Below are 16976 nucleotides of genomic sequence, written 5' to 3' on the forward strand. Positions count from 1 at the left end.
CTGTCTCCTGAATCCCTCGGATATTTGTACTATTCTTGAAAATTGATTTCCCTGTTCTTGCTGCCAGGGCGCCCCCGCTTACGCATTTTGTCAGACGGCGGAGCCGGGGGCGGACTCCGGCCCGCCCCGTTTTTTCAAAAGCGCCGGGGAAAAGGGACGGAGCCCGGTTTTCGGGGGACAGGCCGGGGCAGAACTACATAAAATCTCCGAACGGGACGCGCCCTTGCCGACGGAGCGCGGTCAAATGGCCGCGGACGGCGGGAACAGGCCCCGGCGGGAGGCCGGAGCACAAAAAAACCGGCGGACAGGATCTCCTGCCGCCGGCTGCAAAGAGGGAAAAGAAACAGAAAGAGAGGAAATCGTGTCTCCTCCTTGGAGGATGGTATTAGCATACCCCCTAAATTTGAAATCAATCTTGCTTTTTTTTAAACAAACTGTGAACCTTTTCTGTTTTCAGGGGATTTTCAGGAGAAACGGATACATTGAGAACCTGTCTTCACAACCGCTGAACGCGGTCCGAAGGGCCTTTTCCCGTCATACCGCGTCGATTTCCCTTGCAATCCGTCAGGATGGCTGCGGAAAAGCTCTTTGTCTGACAGGAAAAGTCCTTGCCCATCCAGCGTCCCCCGGCTGTGAATACAGGTTCTGAGACACAAAGAGGCTCCTGGTACCCGGCGGGCCCGTCGAAGGCAGAGCCCCCCCGGCCCGCCGCATGGAAGGCCTCGGCCGCGTGGAAGGTCTCGGCCGCGGGAAGGCCTGGGCCCTGTAAAATTGACAAAGCCCGGCGTTCTGGGATATAATACATCCAAACAGTCCCGACACATCACGATTTCCCGGCGGACCGCCGCCGGATTCAGAAAACAGGAGGACCTTTCATGACCTGGAAAGAAAAACGGATCGTTACCATATTGCTGTCTATCATCACCGTCCTGTTCGCCGCGCTGCTGATTGTCCTGGGCTTCCGCTACCGGGCGGCCCGGGAGGCGGCGGTGGGGGGAGCAACCATTGGCGCGGCGCCGTCTTCCTCCGGCAAGGACGCCGCCCCTCAGAGCTATACCGCCATCACCTATGACAACGGCTCCGCCACCCTCTCCTTCGCGCTGGACGAGCAGGGGGCGTGGATCTGGGCCGACGACCCGGACTTCCCCCTGGACGACCTCACCGTCGCCTCCATTGCCAGCGAGCTGTCCAGCCTCCACTTTCAGCAGACCCTGCCTGCCGGGGAGTCCATGGAGACCTATGGGTTTACTACCCCCTCCGCCACCCTCTCCGCCACCAGCAGCCGGGGAAGCACGCAGACCCTGGTCTTCGGCAAAACCACCACCGACGGAGACAGCTATTATCTCCAGATGAACGGGGACGAAAGCACGGTTTACATCGTGGCGGATACCCTCTGCAAGTACATGTCCACCCCCATATACAACATGTGCGTTCTGCCCCGGCTGCCGGAGCTGTCTGAGGCGAGCCTTCTGGCCCTCAGCCTCCAGGGCCCCGTCCCCGCCGGAACCGGCGGCGAGGAGGGCGGAGAAGAGGGAGAGGAGCCGGCGGAGCCCCCCGAGCCGCTGATGACGGTCCTCAGCGCCCGGCGGGCCGAGGGAGAGGGCCAGTCCACCCTGTGGTTCCAGGAGAACAACAATGTCACCTCCAACCAGCTTCTCCAGGACCTGTTAAAGGACCTGTCTCACATGACCCTGCTCAGATGCGTGGACTACCGGCCCAGCGAGGATGCGGAGGAAATCTGCGGCTTTGACGCGCCCAGCGCCGTTCTTACCGCCGGCTACAGCGCGGGCGGCTCGGAGCAGACCCTGACCCTCTCCGTCGGCGCCCAGCTGCCGGACGGCTCCGGCCGCTATGTCCAGCTGGGGGACAGCAGCACCATCTATTCCATGTCCACAGACGACCTGGACCCCCTGATGTACATTGCCGCCAACGGCCTGAGCGGCTGAGACGGCCGTACCGGCGGCGCTGGCCCGGGATTTCCGCCCGGTTGCGGTTCATACAGGCTTCATGGTGAAAGGAGGCCCCTATGCGGGTGCTTGTAATAGAGGATGAGGTCCGTCTGGCGGCGACGCTTCAGGACCTTTTGGAGCTGAACGGTTACACCGCCGACGTCCGCCACGACGGGGAATCCGGCCTGGACGAGGCGCTCACAGGCATATATGATGTGATTCTGCTGGATGTGATGCTGCCCAGGCTGGACGGGTTCACCGTCCTGCGCCGCCTGCGGGAGGCGGGGAGCTCCGCGCCGGTGCTGATGCTCACCGCCCGGTCTGAGATATCCGACCGGGTGGAGGGACTGGACCGGGGGGCGGACTACTACCTGACCAAGCCCTTTGACCCCAAGGAGCTGCTGGCCTGTATCCGGGCCCTGACCCGGCGGCAGCCGGAGCTGCGGAACCTGGACCTGCTGGAATTCGGAGATTTGCGGCTGGAGAAGAACAGCTTTGCCCTGAGCCGGGGGGAGCGCTCCGTCCGGCTGAGCCGGAAGGAGTTCGACATGATGGAGCTTCTGATGCTGAACCGGAATCTGGTGCTCACCAAGGAATCCCTTCTCTTGAAGCTCTGGGGCTATGAGTCCGACGCGGAGGACAACAACGTGGAGGTTTACATCTCCTTCCTCCGGAAAAAGCTGACCCATCTCCATTCCTGTGTAAAAATCCGCACCATCCGCATGGTTGGTTACTGTCTGGAGACGGAGGAAGCAGACAAACAGGGGTGACGATTTTCGTCGAACTGTGGGAACAACAGAATTTTTCCACCTTTTCCCCGAAATTTTCCACAAATTCAACAATGTTCAGAGGAGGAGCCAGCCATGATCCGAAAGCTGCGGCTGAAATTCGTGGCGGTCTGCATGGCGATGGTCACCGCCGTGATGGCGGTGGTGCTGTTCGCCGTGTTCGCCTCGGTGGAGAGAAACATCGAGGAGCTGAGCCGGCAGGTGCTCCGCCGGGTTATTCAGGAGGAGCGGCCTGCCCGCGCCCCGGAGATCGGCGTGGAAATCGGGGGCGGCAAGGTGCTGCTGCCCTACTTCACGGTTTCCCTCTGGCCCGGCGGCGGGGGCTACACCGCTTATGTCACCGGCGGCACCTATGCCGACCTGGAGGATACGGAGGAGCTGGAGGCGGTCCTTCGGGACTGCATGGACCAGCAGAGGCAGGAGGGGGTGGTGAGCCGGTACGGCCTCCGCTATCTCCGGCAGGACAACGGCCTGTTCAGCCGCCTGGCCTTTGTGGACATGTCCATGGAACAGGCCATGCTCCGGGAGATGATGGGCTCCTACCTCCGCATTGCGGCGGCGGCCTTCACCCTGCTGCTGGGTGTGTCCATCCTGCTGGCCTGGTGGGCCACGCACCCGGTGGAACGGGCCTGGCGGCAGCAGCGGCAGTTCCTGTCCGACGCCTCCCACGAGCTGAAAACGCCCCTGACCGTCATTCTCTCCAACGCGGAGCTGCTGGAGGCCCTGCCTCTGGAGGCGCGCCCCGCCCGCTGGCGGGACAATATCCTCTCCGAGGCCCGGCAGATGAAAACTCTGGTGGAAGAGATGCTGACCCTGGCCCGGGCGGACAACATGACCCAGGCGGCCGTTCTGACGGAGGTCTCCCTCTCCGACGCGGCGGAGGACTGCGCCCTCTCCTTTGAGCCGGTGGCCTTCGAGGCCGGGAAGGCCCTGGACTGTGAGGTTGCCGGGGACATCCTGGTCCTGGGGGACCGGGACAAGCTCCGGCGGCTCATCTCCATACTGCTGGACAACGCGGTGAAGTACAGCCGGGCGGGGGGGACCGTCGTCCTCACCCTCCGGCGGACGGAGCGCCAGGCCCGGCTGACCGTCTCCAACCCCGGCGAGCCCATCCCGCCGGAACAGCTGCCCCGGCTGTTCGAGCGGTTCTACCGGGCGGACGCCTCCCGGGGGGAACAGTCCGGCTTCGGCCTGGGGCTGAGCATCGCCGCCGCCATCGCGGCGGAGCACAGAGGGACGCTCCGGGCGGAGAGCGACGCGGAGAGCACCCGGTTCATTTTTGCCATGCCGCTGAAAAAATAGAGGGGCGTCCCATTGGGAGATGTTATGCAAGAGCCTGTCCCGTCTCCCGAAAGCATGGAGAGCCCGGAAGAACGGGAGGGGACAGAGCCCCTCCCCTACAGGGCATCCCCGCTGTAAAAATGGACACGCCCAGAAGCAGAGGCATGTCCAAGGCGAAGATTTTATGTAGGGGCCGGGCTCTGTCCCGGCCCGTTTCCCGAAAGCATGGAGAGCCCGGAAGAACGGGAGGGGACAGAGCCCCTCCCCTACACAGCATCCCCGCTATAAAAATGGACACGCCCCCAAAGCAGGGGAGCGTCCGATTGGCAGGTTTTATTTTGTAGGGGCCGCCCCCATGGGCGGCCCGATGTGAGGCCCTTGCACCGGCGGGCCGCCGAGGGCGGCGGCCCCTACATCCGAAAAGCGGGGGAATTCCCCGCTTTTTCCTTTGCCTTCCGGAAAGTCCGGAAAGATTAAGAAAACCTTAAGAATTTTGTCGACCCGTTTGTAAGAATTGGCTGATATGCTGTAAGCAGCTCAAGGGAGGAAGCAGACATGAACGAATGTATTCTGGTTGTAGACGACGATCCGGAGATTGTCCGGGCCATTGCCATCACCCTGGAACGGGAGGGCTATCAGGTCCGCCGGGCCTACGACGGCATGGAGGCCCTGGACCAGGCGCTGGATCCGGCGGTGAAGCTGATTCTGATTGACGTGATGATGCCGAGGCTGGACGGCCTTTCCGCCCTGCTCCGCATCCGGGAAAAGCGGAACCTGCCCGTGATTGTCCTCTCCGCCAAAAGCGAGGACACCGACAAAATTCTGGGCCTCTCCATGGGCGCGGACGACTATGTCACCAAGCCCTACAACCCCCAGGAGCTGGCGGCCCGGGTGAAAAGCCAGCTCCGGCGCTATACTCTGCTGGGGGACGTCCACGCCGGGGAGAAGCAGGGTCTGCTGATCAACGGGCGGCTCAGCTACGACCCGGCGGGCCGTGTTTTGCGGGCGGACGGGGACGAGGTGAAGCTCACGCCTACGGAGACGAAAATTTTCGAGCTCCTTATGAAGCACCCAGGTCAGATTTTCCCCGCCGAGGAAATCTACCGGCGGATCTGGAACGAGGATGCCTATTCCTGTGAGAACACGGTGATGGTGCACATCCGCCGCATTCGTGAAAAGATCGAGCTGAATCCCAAAGAGCCAGACTATATCAAGGTGGTGTGGGGCATTGGATACAAAATGGAACAGCATGGATAAGGACCCCGGCGAAGCCCTGGAGCGGTTTGTGGCGGAGGAGGTCCGGGAGGCCGTGGAGGCGGGAAAGACCGTGAAGGTCCTCCGCCCCGGTGGGCGGGTCATGGCGTTTGCCGCTTTCCTGGCCTTCTTTCTGGGGGTGACGCTGACTCTCTCCAGCCTGGGAACCGCGGCGAACCGGGTCGCCTGGGAGCGGGACCCGGTCCCCCGCTTTGCGGAGGACTGGCAGGAGACGGAGCGGTTCCGCTCCGAGGTCTCCTCTTATCTCCGGGACTTCCTGACCATCGGGGCAGGAGGCAGGCCGGATTTCTACTGCTATGACTACTGGCTGGAGGCGGAGGAGGGCAGCGAGCTGGGCTGCGTCCTCCAGGAGGACACTGTTCACGCCGTGGAAGAGGCGGGGGACCGCTGGTGGACCTTCGAAACCATTGACAAAGGCACCAGCGGAACCGCTTATGTGACGGGTCCCGAGGTGCGGGTGGACCTGGGCTCCGCTTCCTCGAGCTCCGCTTCCGTTGTGCCGGCGCCGGAGAAGGAGCGGGACCCGGACGAGGCGTTTCAAAACGACAAAAACGTCCTCTACTTCATCGAGACGGCGGACAGGAAAACCTATTCCAACGCGGAGGGAGGCCGGTCCTTCTTCCAGGAGGCGGAGCGGCTGAGCGGCGCCGGTACAGTCGATTTCAGCACGGGGGTCCAGGGGCAGAAGGACGGCTGCAACTTTTTCCTGACCTTTCAGAACGGCCGGGTTTCCATCGTCAAGGACGGGGTTTCCCTGGACGTGTATGGAAACGGGTTCTACGACAGGGACTCTCTGTGGTTCGTCCCCGGCTATGACAACTTCCCCGTCAGCGAGGACCTGGAGGGCGTGACGGTCCACATGGCCGTCCGGCAGGACCCCATCCGCTACTACGGCGTGGACTACCGGACCGGGAACTCCTACAGCAGCGGCAGCATGTACAGCATTGCCCAGCAGGTGGAGGAGACCCGGAGCTTCTACCGCACCCAGGCGGCCCTGTTCGCCGCCGGGCTGGCATGCCTGTTCGTCTGGTTCTGCCTGCGGAAGCACCGGCTGATGGCGGACCGGAAAATTGCCGCCTGGACCTGCCGCGTGTGGACGGAGGCCCGTTTTCTGCTGGTGCTGGCCTGTCTGTGGTGGGCGTTCCTCCCGGGAATCGCCAATCTGGATTTCGTCTATGAGCTTCTCTATGGCTATGGCTACGGCTGGGACGGCGGCTATTCCTTCACCGCCTGGGGCATGGCGGTTCTGCGGCTGGTCCTGAGCAACGTCCCCGGCCTGCTGGCCCTGATCTGGCTGGTCTGGCTCATCCGCAACGACCACCGGCACAACCCCAGGGAGGCCCGGAGGTCCCTCCTGCGGCCCTTTTTTCGGGCTCTTCGCGCCAGAGACCTGAAGCGGCCCGTTGAAAAGCGCCTCAGCCGCCGGGTGGCCCTGTTCGTCCTGCTGGCGGTTCTGCTGGCGGCTGAGATGCTGTCCATTCTGATCAACATGACCCTGATTGGTTACCCCTCCTGGCTGCTCTGGACGGTCTATCTGCTGCCGGTGCTGCTGCTGGCGTGGGCGGCGGCGGCCCTGGCCCGCCGGGAGCTGGGCCTTGCCAAGGACCTGGGCCGTCTGGCGGACCAGGTGGAGGCCGTCCGGGCCGGGGATTTGTCAAAGCCCCTGATTCTCCCGGAGGACGCCGACCTGCGGCAGACGGCGGAGCGCCTCAACGACATCCAGGCGGGCATGAAGGCCGCCCTAGCGGAGCAGACCCGCAGCGAGCGGATGAAGGTGGAGCTGGTTTCCAACGTGTCCCACGACCTGAAAACCCCCCTGACCTCCATCCTCTCCTATGCGGAGCTGCTGCGGCAGGAGGAGAATTTGCCTCCGGCGGCGGCGGACTACGCCCGCATCATCGACGAGAAGGCCCAGCGGCTGAAAAGCATGGTTCAGGACGTGTTCGAGGTCAGCCGCGCGGCGGCGGACCAGCTCCCCGTCCAGCCGGAGCGGCTGGACCTGGGCAAGCTCCTGCGGCAGACCCTGGCGGACATGGACGGGCCCATTCAGCGCAGCGCCCTGGCCTTTAAAATCGACCTGCCGGAGGAGCCGGTGATGATTACCGCCGACGGGAAACGGCTGTACAGAGTGTTCCAGAATCTCATCGACAACGCCCTGCGCTATGCCCTGGAGGGCAGCCGAATCTACCTCGCCCTGAAAATCGGGGAGGGCCGGGCCGCCGCCAGCGTCCGGAACACCAGCCGGACGGAGCTGCCGGAGGGGGTGGACTTCACTGCCCGCTTCGTCCGGGGGGACGCCAGCCGCACCGACGGCGGCAGCGGCCTGGGGCTGAGCATCGCCAAGTCCTTCACTGAGGCCTGCGGCGGTGATTTCCGGGTGGAGACCATGGCGGACCTGTTTACCGCCACCGTGACCTTCCCGCTGTCCTGAGCCGGACGGCGGAACGGCAAAAAGCCGGAGGCAGCATGCCTCCGGCTTTTTCAACCCTCCGCCTATGTGAAATTAGGAATCGGGAATTGCCTCGTTTCGATAAAATTCCTGACGCCTCATTGCTCTCCGCTCTACTCTTCGGCCCGCTCCTCCATCCGCTTTCGGTCCACGCAGAAATAGGAGAATTCCCCTGTGGCCAGCAGAGTTCCTTCCTCGCCGGTGATGTCCACCACCGCCAGCACGGTGGACCCGCCTCGGTGGCGGACGGTCCCGGTGGCCCGGATGACGCCGTGGGCCCGGTTGTCCAGAAAATGGAGGGTCCCGCTCTGGGTCACATAGCTGCGTCCGTCGGTGTGGGCGGCGGTGCCGGCGGCGTCGTCCGCCAGGGTGTACAGGGCCCCGCCGTGAACCATGCCGTAGGGATTCCGGCTCTCCTCCCGGATGTCCAGACGGTACACCACCCGGTCGGTCTCTACCGACTCCAGCTCAAAAAAGTTATGCTCTGTAAAGGCGTTTTTCCGCATACGCCGTTCCTGCAGGTACTGCTCCAGCTTGCTCATATGGCCTCCTGTTGTCCGTTTTTTTCAGTCTATCATAGGACGACCTATTTTTCCACCCTTTTTATGGTCCTTTTTGGAGAATGGGACAGACTGCTCCGGAAACGCCCGGGCACATGAGCATTTTGAAAAAAGGGGGTTGACAAACCGGTCCGTCTGAGTATAATGAACATATGAACAGTCGTTCAAGTGTTCAAATAAAGCTCGAGGGAGGAACCGCCATGGAAGACCGCTACAACGTGGACTGCTGCGATTTTATCCACGCCCACGAGGACGTCGTGGAAAAGGTCCGGCAGGAGATGCCGGGGGAGGACACCCTGTATGACCTGACGGAGCTGTTCCGCATCTTTGGGGACTCCACCCGGGTCCGCATCCTGTATGTCCTCTTTGAGGCGGAGATGTGCGTCTGCGATATTGCCCAGCTGCTGGGCATGACGCAATCCGCCATCTCCCACCAGCTCCGGGCTCTGAAAAACGTCCGGCTGGTGAAAGCCCGCCGGGAGGGAAAGACGGTGTTTTACTCCCTGGCCGACGACCATGTGAAAACCATCATTGACCAGGGACTGGAGCACGTCAAAGAATAGCATCCCCTATGCAAAAACATATCAACATATCAGGAGGAACTCATTATGAAAAAGCGTTTCAAGCTCACCGATCTGGACTGCGCCAACTGCGCCGCCAAAATGGAAGAGGCCATCAAAAAAATTGACGGAGTCCACGACGCCACCGTCAGCTTCATGGCCCAGAAAATGACCGTGGACGCCGACGACGCCCGGTTTGACGACATCATGAAGGAGATCGTGGCCGTGTGCAAAAAGGTAGAGCCGGACTGCGTCATCAACCTGTAACATGACGTTCTGGGACCGTTGGGCCAGGGCCTACGACTGGACCCAGCGAACCAACCGGCGGGTCAACGCCGCCGCCGCGGCCCGTGTCGCGGCCCTGGTCCCCCTTGGGTCCCTGGTGCTGGACTGCGCCGCGGGAACGGGCCTGTTCTCCCTGGCGGTATCCGGCCGGGCCGGGCAGGTTCTGTGCACAGACCTGTCCCTGCCCATGCTGGACCGGGCCCGGAAAAAGGCGGCCCGGCGGGGTCTCACCAACATCGTCTTTGCCCGGCGGGACCTGCTGGCTCTGCCGGAGGCGGACGGCTCTTTTGACGCGGTGATTGCCGCCAACGTGCTCCACCTGCTGGAAGCGCCGGAGCAGGCCGTCCGGGAATTGTGGCGAGTTACGGCCCCCGGCGGAATCCTGCTTCTGCCCACGTATCTCCAGGGCAAGGCCGGAGCCGCTTACGGGACGGTCATCAAAATCTACCACGGAATGGGCTTTCACTACGAACGCGCTTTCACACCGGAGAGCTACCGGGCATTTTTGGAGGGTCTGAACCTGGCCCCGGTGGAGCTGGAAATCATCCCCGGTCCTCTGCCCCTGGGGCTGGCGGCGCTGCGAAAGCCCGCCCCTTAAAAATCCATACAGCAAAACAGCAAACAAGACGGCCGCCCCCGATCCAAGGTCACGGCCGTCTTATACAGACAAACAGCAAGGACCTGCCGTTTGACTCCTTTCAGTATACCAGCCCGGCAGGCGGAACGCAAGAATAACAGACGCATTTAGGAGGCGATTTCTATGAAAAACCTCACCCGCAAGCAGCGGAAAACCCTGTATCGAATTCTCATTGCGGCGGTGCTGCTGGTCGTTGTCAAGCTGATGCCGTCGGACGGCCTACCGCTGTTATGGATGCTCTATCTGATTCCCTACGCCGTCATCGGCTGGGATGTGCTGTGGAAGGCCGTCCGCAACATCCTCAACGGCCAAGTCTTCGACGAGAACTTCCTCATGGCTCTGGCCACCGTGGGGGCCTTCGCCACCGGGGAGTACGCCGAGGCGGTCTTCGTCATGCTCTTCTACCAGACCGGCGAGCTGTTTCAGGACTACGCCGTGGGCAAGTCCCGGCAGTCCATCGCCGCCCTGATGGACATTCGGCCCGATACCGCCAATCTGGAAACGGAGGACGGTTCCCTGGAGGAGGTGGACCCGGAGGACGTGGAAGTCGGGTCCGTCGTGGTGGTGAAGCCCGGTGAGCGGGTGCCTTTGGATGGCACCGTCATCGAGGGCAGTTCCGCCCTGGACACCGCCGCCCTTACCGGGGAGTCCGTACCCCGGGACGTGGCTCCCGGAGACGCGGTGATCAGCGGCTGTGTGAACCAGTCCGGCCTTTTACGGGTGAAGGTGACCAGGCCCTGTGAGGAGTCTACCGTCTCCAAAATCCTGGACCTGGTGGAGAACGCCGGGGAGAAGAAGGCCGCCAGCGAGAACTTCATCACCCGCTTCGCCCGGTACTATACCCCCTGCGTGGTCATCGCCGCCACAGCCCTGTTTCTGCTGCCCACCATCGCCCTGGCGCTGATTCCCACCGGGTCTCAGCCCGGCTTTCTGGCGGGCACCCAGTGGACCGGCTGGCTCCACCGAGCACTGATCTTCCTGGTCATCTCCTGCCCCTGCGCCCTGGTGATCTCCGTGCCCCTGAGCTTTTTCGGCGGCATCGGCGGAGCCAGCAAGTGCGGCATTCTGGTAAAGGGCAGCAATTATCTGGAAACCCTGTCCAAAACAGAGACGGTGGTCTTCGACAAAACCGGAACCCTGACCCAGGGCAGCTTTTCCGTCACTGCCCTGCACCCGGCGGAGGGGTTCAGCCAGGACGCCCTGCTGGAATACGCCGCCCTGGCGGAGAGCTGGTCCGGACATCCCATCTCCGTTTCCCTGCGGAAGGCCTGGGGAAAGGAGATTGACCTGAACCGGGTGACGGACGTGGAGGAAATCGCCGGTCACGGCGTCACCGCCAGGGTGGACGGCAAAGCTGTCTCCGCCGGCAACACCCGCCTGATGGAACGGGAGGGGGTCCGGTGGGAGCCCTGCGAGCTTCCCGGCACCATTGTCCACGTGACGGCGGAAGGCGCTTATGCCGGTCACATCATCATCTCCGATCTGCCCAAGCCCGAGGCCAGAACCCTGGTGGAGGGCCTGAAGGCGGCGGGGGTGAAAAAGACCGTCATGCTCACCGGCGACGCCGAGGCCGCCGCCAAGGCGGTGGCCCGGGACCTGGGGATTGACGAGTATCACGCCCAGCTGCTGCCGGCGGACAAGGTGGAGCGGGTGGAAGCACTGCTGGCTCAGAAGAGCGCCGGCGCGGCTCTGGCCTTTGTAGGGGACGGCATCAACGACGCGCCGGTGCTCACCCGGGCGGACATCGGCATTGCCATGGGGGCCCTGGGCTCCGACGCGGCCATTGAGGCGGCGGATATCGTGCTGATGGACGACAACCCTGCCAAAATCGCCGCAGCCATGCGCATTTCCCGGAAGACCCTGCGAATTGTCAAGCAGAATATCTGGTTTGCCCTGGGCGTCAAGGGAGCGGTGCTGCTGCTGGGCGCCTTCGGCGCAGCCACCATGTGGGAGGCTGTTTTTGCCGACGTGGGCGTGGCCTTCATCGCCATTCTCAACGCCATGCGCTGCCTCCATGTGGAGAAACTCCATTCATAACGGAAATTTTCTCCGGTTTTTTGTTTCGTTTCTTGAAAATCTTGAAAAAGTCCTCTTTGTTTGGTATCATAGAAGGAAGACCGGCGGCGGAGCCCGGAGGAAGCCAGCGCTTTTCTTCGGACGCGCCGGATTCCTCGGGAAAGCGTTCTTCACGCTTGCCGGCGATATAGTCAGTAAAGTTGAAACATGGCGCCTTGCCATGTTTCAACAGGCAGGCCAAAGGCCCGCGCAGCGCATGTTTGCTGAACTATGAAGCCCAATAAACTGCCGCTTTCAGCGGCTCCGGCAACATTTGCCGGTGAAAAGCAGCTTTGATGCTTTTCAAGTTTATTGACGATACCAGACAGGGGGGATTTTTTATGCCTCAGCTCATAGACCTTCAAAGCTGGCCCCGCCGGGAGCTGTTCGAGTTCTTTTCCGGCATGTCCAACCCGTTTTACAGCGTCACCTTCAGGCTGGACGTCACCCGGCTGGTCCGGTTCGCCAGGGAGCAGAAGATTTCTTTTTACTATGCCCTGGTCTACCTTGCCGCCGAGGCCGTCAATTCCGTGGAAAGCTTCCGCTATGCGCTGGACGGAGGCAGGCCGGTGCTGCTGGACCGCCGCGCGCCCAGCTTCACGGACCTGCATCCCGGCGCGGAGGTCTTTCACATTGTCACCCTGCCCCTGGAGGAAACCATTCAGTCCTTCTGCGCCGCCGCCAGGGCGAAGAGCGCGGCCCAGACCGCACTTCTGGACCACGAGGACAGTCAGGACCTGATTTTCTTCACCTGCCTGCCCTGGGTGGAGCTGACGGCCCTGACCAACGAACGGGACTTTGATCCCGACGACTCCGTTCCCCGCATCGCCTGGGGGAAGTATGCCGAAGAGCAGGGGCGGTACAGCCTCCATATTTCCATGGAGCTGAATCACCGCTTCGTGGACGGCCTTCATGTGGGGCGCTTCTGCGAGGCCCTGACCCGTCTGATCGAATCCCTGTAAGAGCCGGAGGCGTCCGGGTTCCGGCTGTACGCCCCCCCGCAATTTTTCCCTCCCATTCATCAAAGGGCGGCGGTCCTGCCGGAACACTCTTTCCGGTCTTTCCGGTCTTTCCGGGGCGGCCGCCGCGAGCCGGGGAATCATCTTCCGCCGGTTCGAAATATGATATAAGGAGTACCGTTCCATCCCGTTTCATCAAGCGTTTTGCCAGGAAAGTTGAGGTGTTGGCATGTCAATCAAGAAAAAAATCGCTTCCTTCCTATCCAAACACAAGCCCCAGCCGGAGGAGCCTGAGAGCCAGGCGGCCCCGGAGCCCATCCCGGAGAGCGCCCCGGAGGCCCAGCCCGTTTTAGATCAGAACGAAGCGCTGCTGGAGCTGTCCGCGGACCATCCCATCAACACGCTTTACAACCAGAGGCGGCAGGAAGCCGGCTACCTGCCCGCCCCCCGCGTCTGCCTGGACGAGGACGGGGAGCTTCCGCCGGAAATGGCGCGGCGGGAGGTGCGGCGGCTTCAGTCGGCCCTGAAAACCGTCTGCGCCTCCCGGGTGAAGGAGGCCAGCGGCAAGGCCAAACACAGCCCCAAGAAAAACCGGAAAAACGGAAAGCAGGAAGAGGAAGCCGCCCCTGCCGACGCCCCTGCCGCCCTTCCCGACCTGGACGCCCTGCCCTATATCTTCCTGTCCTCCGACAAGCTCTATGCCTGGATCATCATCTTCCCTCCCGTTCGGAAGGGAAAGGAGCTGTCCCGGGAGATGCTTCTCGAGACCCTGGGGAAGCAGGGAATTTCCTACGGCGTGAACACCCGCCTGCTGGACCGCCTGGCCCACGATGACAGCCGCTATTTCCATCTGTACCTCCTGGCCAAAGGAAAGCCGGCCTTCGACGGAAAAAACGGAAATATTGTGGACAATTATCCCCGGGTGATTGAGAGAATTCTGGAGGTGAACGAATACAATCAGGTGGACTACACCTCTCTGAACCTCATCTACAATGTGGAGCAGGGGCAGGAAATCTGCCACCTGATCAAGCCCACCGAGGGCGAGCCGGGGCGCACCGTGGACAATCAGGAGCTTCCCGCCAAGAGCGGCCGGTCCGTCCCCCTTCCCAAGGGCCGGAACACGGAAATCAGCGAGGACGGAACCCAGCTGCTGGCCTCCATAGCGGGGCACGTGGAGTTCAGCGGGCGCAGCTTCCAGGTCAAGCCCGTGCTGGACATCAAGGGAGACGTGGACTTTTCCACAGGCAATCTCAACTTCCTGGGGGACATCAATATTCAGGGCGACGTGCTCAGCGGCTTCACCGTCCGGGCCTCGGGCAATATCAATGTGGCCGGCGTCGTGGAGGCCGGAAGCACCGTGGAGGCCGGCGGGGATCTGGTGGTTGTCAAGGGCATCCTGGGCGACGGAATCACCACGGCCCAGTCTCAAAAGAGTGTGTTTGCCAAATTCATTGAAAACGCCACCGTCTGCGCCCGGGAGAATATACAGACGGACTGCATCGTCGGCAGCGGCGTCTACTGCGGCGGGGAGGTCGTGGTCCGGTCCGGACGGGGCGCCATTATGGGAGGCCGTATCTGGGCGGCCCATAAGATTTCCGCCAAAAGCGTCGGTTCCCCCTCGGAATGCAAGTCCTCCATCGTCCTGGGCGGAAGGCCCTGCATCATTTTTGAGCAGGAGGCCGCCCGGCGGGAGGTCAACGCCCTGGAAATGGAGCTGGAAAAGCTGGAGTGCCAGCCGGACAGCCCCACGAAGTCCAGCCTCATCGGAAAGGTGAAGATCAAGCTGGCCGCCGCAGGGCTGAAGCTCCAGCGGGCAAAGAAGACCCTGGACGAGCAGGCGGAGGCCCGGGAGGAGGTTGCGGACGACGGGCGTCTGGAGTGCGACGTCGCCTACCCCGGAACGAAAATCACCTTTGGGGATCAGACCCTCCGCCTGCACCAGGCGTCCCGCTTCTGTGTCATCCGGCAGCTTGAGGGCGAGATTGTGATTATGTAGCGCTTCCCCCCTCAGCCCTGTGTGATGCCCCCGGCGGGCCGGATGCTCCACTGGTCCGTCTGGAGGGTGAAGATTCGGATGACCGCCTCCTCCGTCAGGCCAAACCACACGGTTCCGCCGGCGGCGGAGGCCAGGCCGCTGCCGTCGGAGAAGATTTCCGGCGGCAGGGGCTCCGGGTCCCAGGTCATGTCCGCGATGAGGCCCTGGACGCCCTCCCCGATGGTCTCGTCATAGTGTTCCAGAAGCTCCTCAGGCGTGCCGGCGGCGTAAGCTCCGCCGGCCGTTTCAATTTGGACAGGGTATGCGAACAGCTCCGCCACCGCCTGCCGGTCTCCGTCCTTCAGCCGCTCTGCCAGCAGCAGAACGAAGTCCCGGGCCGTGCCGGTCTGGATGCCCGTCCGGGTGTAGAGGGGGTCCTTCGATTCCTCCGGCGTCACCTCCAGGGGCTGGCGCTCCAGCTCTTCCATATAACGGGTGTTGGCCGCAGCGATACCGTCGAAATCCGGAGCCCTTGCCGGGGTCAGGGCAGAGAAATTAAAGCTGTCCGCCAGCTCCTCCAGCTCCTCCCGGCCAATGGGGCCGCTGGAGAAGGTGTCGTCTCCCTCCCGTCCAGTCAGCACATTTATCAGAATAAAGCTGTCTCCCAGATCCGCCAGAATCAGGGAGCGGTTCCGGGGCCCCAGGCCCAACGTGACGGGGGTCCCGTCCGTTGTCTGACAGCCCCACTCCTCAAAGCCGCTGAGGTCACCGACGTTCAGCGCCACGTCGTCAAAGGTCCCCTTGACGGAGCGGCTGAACTGGTATTCGATGGTCCCGTAGCCCTTCAGCTCTCCGGCTCCCAGCTCCGCGCCGCCATCGAAGCGGAAGGTGCCGTTTTCGTAGATGTAGCCGGACCAGGGGGTAACGTTCTCCCGGAAAAAGTCCCCCACAGCCAGGGGCCAGGTCTCCGGCAGGACCACCTCCATCCGGGTGTGGAGCTTCAGATTGTATTTTGCGATGATCTCCTCCAGCCTGTCGGCCATCTCCTGGGTGTAGACCAGGTAGTTCCCGTATCTTTCCTCGAAGCCCGTAGGGGCGTTGCCAATCGCGCCGATGATGGCCCCGTCCCGGTCATAGCGCTCCTGAAACGCCTGCCACTCCGCCAGGGCCTGGCTCTCCGGAGTGTCCGACCAGCCGGAGAGGCTGACAAAATCCTTGTACTCGTATTCGCCGGGGACCACGACGCCGTTCTCGTCCGTCACATTCACGCTGCCCTGCTCCGGCAGCAGCAGGTCCCCCAGGCCGAAGAAGTTGGCCGCCACCGCCAGTCCCGACAGCGCCGCCGCCAGAGCGGCCGCCGCCGCAATCACAGCCAGGCGCTTTCCCGCTGTTCTGCGTTTCATCATCTGATAATCCTCCCATCGAATGTCTCCGGACCCATGGACCTGGGAGAAGGTTTCCTGATAAAAGCTCCGGTTACTCATTCTGCCACGCCTCCCCCAACGTTTCTCTCAGCCGCTCTCTGGCCCGGGACAGCCGGGTGGTCACTGCGGACGGCTTCAGTCCCAGCAGCTCCCCGATCTCCCGGACCGTCAGCTCCTCGTAGTAGAACAGATACAGCACCGTCCGGTATTTCTCCGGCAGGGCCATGACCTCCCGGTATAAGCAGGCCTGTTCCGGACGGTCGAACACCGGTGTCTCCGGAACCTCATCCAGAGAAGCCCGGCGCTTCCGCCAGGGGCTTTTCAGCACATCCCGGCAGTAGTTCACCGTCACCCGCAGCAGCCAGCGCCGCAGGTGTTCCTGCCCCTCAAAGGTCTTCTTCTCCCGGAACAGGCGGAAAAAGACCTCCTGCACCGCGTCGTCCGCGTCCTGGGGATTCCCCAGGGCGTGGAGGGCAGTCCGGTAGACCATGCTTTGAAATTGTTCCACGGCGTTGTTAAACTGGGTCCTTTCCATATGTCATCCTCGATTCATGAGCGCTCTCACTTGATATACGAGGGAGGGCGGGGGTTTGTCACAGATTCCGGAGACGAAATCCGGCGTCTGTTTCCAAACCGCCGGGACGCCGCCTGTGCGGGCCGCTAATGCCAGGCCCGTCTCCGGTTTCCATGTCTGACGCCAGAAGTGCCGCAGGGAAATTGTACCACAAAACTGCCGCGGCGGCTTTGCCGTTTGATGTGGTTCTTGCGGAAACAGGGGC

14 protein-coding genes are annotated in these 16976 nt (G+C 62.4%); 11 read left to right on the top strand and 3 right to left on the bottom strand.

Annotated features, from left to right (window positions below; all coding sequences use genetic code 11):
- Positions 1-875: 875 nt before the first annotated feature.
- From Q0063_RS04740 to Q0063_RS04760, 5 genes are all read left to right on the top strand, one after another.
- A complete protein-coding gene (locus tag Q0063_RS04740; protein ID WP_297870832.1) occupies positions 876-1946 on the top strand; it encodes a DUF4340 domain-containing protein in 1071 nt (356 codons plus the stop codon).
- An 80-nt stretch (positions 1947-2026) separates the two neighbouring features.
- On the top strand, positions 2027-2719 hold the full coding sequence (locus Q0063_RS04745) for a response regulator transcription factor (protein WP_297870833.1): 693 nt from the start codon (positions 2027-2029) through the stop codon (positions 2717-2719).
- 93 nt (positions 2720-2812) lie between these two features.
- Complete coding sequence (locus Q0063_RS04750; protein WP_297870834.1) at positions 2813-4039, top strand: cell wall metabolism sensor histidine kinase WalK; 1227 nt, start codon at positions 2813-2815, stop codon at positions 4037-4039.
- Between the two features lie 534 nt (positions 4040-4573).
- Complete coding sequence (locus Q0063_RS04755) at positions 4574-5275, top strand: response regulator transcription factor (RefSeq protein ID WP_297870835.1); 702 nt, start codon at positions 4574-4576, stop codon at positions 5273-5275.
- Positions 5247-7724, top strand: coding sequence for a HAMP domain-containing sensor histidine kinase (locus Q0063_RS04760; RefSeq protein WP_297870836.1), 2478 nt, complete (start codon positions 5247-5249; stop codon positions 7722-7724). The genes Q0063_RS04755 and Q0063_RS04760 overlap by 29 nt, the downstream gene beginning before the upstream one ends.
- A 131-nt stretch (positions 7725-7855) precedes the next feature.
- Here the strand turns inward: Q0063_RS04760 and Q0063_RS04765 are convergent, their stop codons facing one another.
- Positions 7856-8284 carry a PaaI family thioesterase gene (locus Q0063_RS04765; RefSeq protein WP_297870837.1) on the bottom strand — a complete coding sequence of 143 codons (429 nt, stop codon included), beginning with the start codon at positions 8282-8284 and terminating at the stop codon, positions 7856-7858.
- A 218-nt stretch (positions 8285-8502) separates the two neighbouring features.
- Here Q0063_RS04765 and Q0063_RS04770 point away from each other — a divergent pair, with 218 nt between their 5' ends.
- From Q0063_RS04770 to Q0063_RS04795, 6 genes are all read left to right on the top strand, one after another.
- Positions 8503-8865, top strand: a complete 363-nt coding sequence (locus Q0063_RS04770; RefSeq protein ID WP_297870838.1) for a metalloregulator ArsR/SmtB family transcription factor — start codon at positions 8503-8505, stop codon at positions 8863-8865.
- A gap of 45 nt (positions 8866-8910) precedes the next feature.
- On the top strand, positions 8911-9129 hold the full coding sequence (locus Q0063_RS04775; protein WP_293279839.1) for a cation transporter: 219 nt from the start codon (positions 8911-8913) through the stop codon (positions 9127-9129).
- A gap of 1 nt (position 9130) precedes the next feature.
- Positions 9131-9745 carry a class I SAM-dependent methyltransferase gene (locus tag Q0063_RS04780; RefSeq protein ID WP_297870839.1) on the top strand — a complete coding sequence of 205 codons (615 nt, stop codon included), beginning with the start codon at positions 9131-9133 and terminating at the stop codon, positions 9743-9745.
- Positions 9746-9907: 162 nt separating this feature from the next.
- Positions 9908-11821, top strand: a complete 1914-nt coding sequence (locus Q0063_RS04785) for a heavy metal translocating P-type ATPase (RefSeq protein WP_297870840.1) — start codon at positions 9908-9910, stop codon at positions 11819-11821.
- Positions 11822-12180: 359 nt separating this feature from the next.
- Complete coding sequence (locus Q0063_RS04790) at positions 12181-12801, top strand: CatA-like O-acetyltransferase (protein WP_297870841.1); 621 nt, start codon at positions 12181-12183, stop codon at positions 12799-12801.
- A 226-nt stretch (positions 12802-13027) separates the two neighbouring features.
- On the top strand, positions 13028-14794 hold the full coding sequence (locus Q0063_RS04795) for a DUF342 domain-containing protein (RefSeq protein WP_297870842.1): 1767 nt from the start codon (positions 13028-13030) through the stop codon (positions 14792-14794).
- 11 nt (positions 14795-14805) lie between these two features.
- Here the strand turns inward: Q0063_RS04795 and Q0063_RS04800 are convergent, their stop codons facing one another.
- Positions 14806-16257: a hypothetical protein gene (locus Q0063_RS04800; protein WP_297870843.1), complete on the bottom strand. Its 1452-nt coding sequence runs from the start codon at positions 16255-16257 to the stop codon at positions 14806-14808.
- Complete coding sequence (locus tag Q0063_RS04805; RefSeq protein ID WP_297870844.1) at positions 16250-16732, bottom strand: RNA polymerase sigma factor; 483 nt, start codon at positions 16730-16732, stop codon at positions 16250-16252. Before Q0063_RS04805 ends, Q0063_RS04800 begins: the two co-directional genes overlap by 8 nt.
- Positions 16733-16976: the final 244 nt, after the last annotated feature.

It is taken from the genome of uncultured Oscillibacter sp. (assembly GCF_947654275.1).
Taxonomy (GTDB): domain Bacteria; phylum Bacillota; class Clostridia; order Oscillospirales; family Oscillospiraceae; genus Oscillibacter.

Coding starts and splice junctions, on each gene's coding strand:
- Q0063_RS04740 (WP_297870832.1), top strand. CDS start 876: ATGACCTGGAAAGAAAAACGGATCGTTACCATATTGCTGTCTATCATC.
- Q0063_RS04745 (WP_297870833.1), top strand. CDS start 2,027: ATGCGGGTGCTTGTAATAGAGGATGAGGTCCGTCTGGCGGCGACGCTT.
- Q0063_RS04750 (WP_297870834.1), top strand. CDS start 2,813: ATGATCCGAAAGCTGCGGCTGAAATTCGTGGCGGTCTGCATGGCGATG.
- Q0063_RS04755 (WP_297870835.1), top strand. CDS start 4,574: ATGAACGAATGTATTCTGGTTGTAGACGACGATCCGGAGATTGTCCGG.
- Q0063_RS04765 (WP_297870837.1), bottom strand. CDS start 8,284: ATGAGCAAGCTGGAGCAGTACCTGCAGGAACGGCGTATGCGGAAAAAC.
- Q0063_RS04770 (WP_297870838.1), top strand. CDS start 8,503: ATGGAAGACCGCTACAACGTGGACTGCTGCGATTTTATCCACGCCCAC.
- Q0063_RS04775 (WP_293279839.1), top strand. CDS start 8,911: ATGAAAAAGCGTTTCAAGCTCACCGATCTGGACTGCGCCAACTGCGCC.
- Q0063_RS04780 (WP_297870839.1), top strand. CDS start 9,131: ATGACGTTCTGGGACCGTTGGGCCAGGGCCTACGACTGGACCCAGCGA.
- Q0063_RS04785 (WP_297870840.1), top strand. CDS start 9,908: ATGAAAAACCTCACCCGCAAGCAGCGGAAAACCCTGTATCGAATTCTC.
- Q0063_RS04790 (WP_297870841.1), top strand. CDS start 12,181: ATGCCTCAGCTCATAGACCTTCAAAGCTGGCCCCGCCGGGAGCTGTTC.
- Q0063_RS04795 (WP_297870842.1), top strand. CDS start 13,028: ATGTCAATCAAGAAAAAAATCGCTTCCTTCCTATCCAAACACAAGCCC.
- Q0063_RS04800 (WP_297870843.1), bottom strand. CDS start 16,257: ATGAGTAACCGGAGCTTTTATCAGGAAACCTTCTCCCAGGTCCATGGG.
- Q0063_RS04805 (WP_297870844.1), bottom strand. CDS start 16,732: ATGGAAAGGACCCAGTTTAACAACGCCGTGGAACAATTTCAAAGCATG.